The sequence below is a fragment of the Candidatus Thermoplasmatota archaeon genome (genome assembly GCA_034660695.1).
GTDB lineage: Archaea > Thermoplasmatota > E2 > UBA202 > DSCA01 > JAYEJS01.
Window position 1 is genome coordinate 1 of sequence record JAYEJS010000076.1, and the last position, 1598, is coordinate 1598.

At 40.5% G+C, this 1598-nt stretch carries 2 protein-coding genes; both read right to left on the minus strand.

The annotated features are described in order from the left end of the window. The coding region (locus U9O96_03810; protein MEA2054230.1) for a hypothetical protein at window positions 1-775 on the minus strand (775 nt) is incomplete at its 3' end. 172 nt (window positions 776-947) lie between these two features. Beyond that, a complete protein-coding gene (locus tag U9O96_03815; GenBank protein ID MEA2054231.1) occupies window positions 948-1418 on the minus strand; it encodes a GyrI-like domain-containing protein in 471 nt (156 codons plus the stop codon). Window positions 1419-1598 lie beyond the last annotated feature (180 nt).

Here is a 1598-nt window from a genome sequence, read left to right on the forward strand (position 1 = left end):
ACAGATGTACATCAAAATCGGTTTTGCTCGGGCATTCCAATGTGACTTTTATTCCCTGGCCTGTATTGGCATTAAAACTGTACCAGTCTTCCCAGTCATATGCATCGAGATATCCAAAGTAAGAGCCAGATGATATTGACATTGCCGTACCAATTGTATTTCCTGCATCCTTTCCACTTCCAGCATCATTCTGTCCGACAAGTGTTATACTGATTGTATAATCACCAGTACCAGCACCCTCATTGGCAAAAATATGGATGAAATAGGTACCGCTCACATCAGCGGTATAACTGTGACCAACGGGAGTTGCCCCAGTATCCGCAAGCTCAAAGTCATAATCTTCGCTACTGCTTAGCAACACCTGGATGCTCTGACCTTCACAAACAGAAAACGAATACCAGTCATCCTCATCATTACCGCCAGGATCTAGAGTACCGATACGCCCTCTTCCTGGAACACTTTGATCCACGGGTTCACCGACATATATTGGAAGTGATTTAAGAACGTTGCCGCCAGCATCTACGTTGTACCCAATATCATTCTGGATGCCTGCCAATGAAACATCTTCTGTAGGGGTATAGATAGTGTCATACATCTGGCATACACCATTGTTTTCATCTCCAAAAGGCTCCTGAAAGTTGATTGTATCCAGATGATTATTACTGGTGGTAGTGTTATCAGACATTGCAGGAAATATCGGTATCATTGCCATTGAAATCAGGAAGAACAATGTAACAACTACTGCTCCCATTTTACCTATTTTAGGACTCTTCATTTTTTTCACCTCTTGCGTATTTCATTTTATTGCCTCCAAGATATACAATGCCTTTAGAATATATATATTCATCGAAGGCTTTCACCCCTATTCAACTAAGTACAGCCAATAAAATAAAGTAATCAGAATAATAATCAATAGTAGAAAATTACCAGTGCTCAGATCTATGCATCTACTTTTTCTTAACTGGTACTTGCACGGTGGCATAGATTATCGTTTCGTTTCCGACAACTTTAGGCTTTTTTGTATAGACTTCCACGGCAGGGCCCGCCCATTCGTAGCCATTTTCTTCCATCCATTCGGCGAGTTTCTTGTATGTTTCTCCGTATTCACTTGCAGGCGCCTTGTGTTTAATAGTGGCAACTTCCATTGAGAGCAGCTCTTTAATCTTGATTTCCTCATCGGGATTTGCTTCTCCTTTAATCGGAATACCTATCTCACTTCTGCATTCCTCGGACGGCGTTTTTTCGGGAGAATCATAGAATATGCCTATCGTTTTGAAACCGGGCCGTACCTTCTTTTCCTTTGCCCAAGCATACAGTCGGGGGATGTACTCATTAAAAGGTATTTCCCCGTAACTGCCCACATGCTCAATATATGCAAATTTAATCGGCTTTGTTTTTTCCAGCTTAATTTTTCCCATATTATTATCCCCAAGTATATAACAGACAGCGCCATATAAACATTTTCACTCTTATAGTCTCTACGAATAGGAATTTTTCCTGAAAAATTTCGACATTTTTTATAAAGAGCAATGTCTTATCTCTTGGAGTGGGATGAGATGACACTCTATGAATTTGGACAAAAAATTCGCAAAGCCATA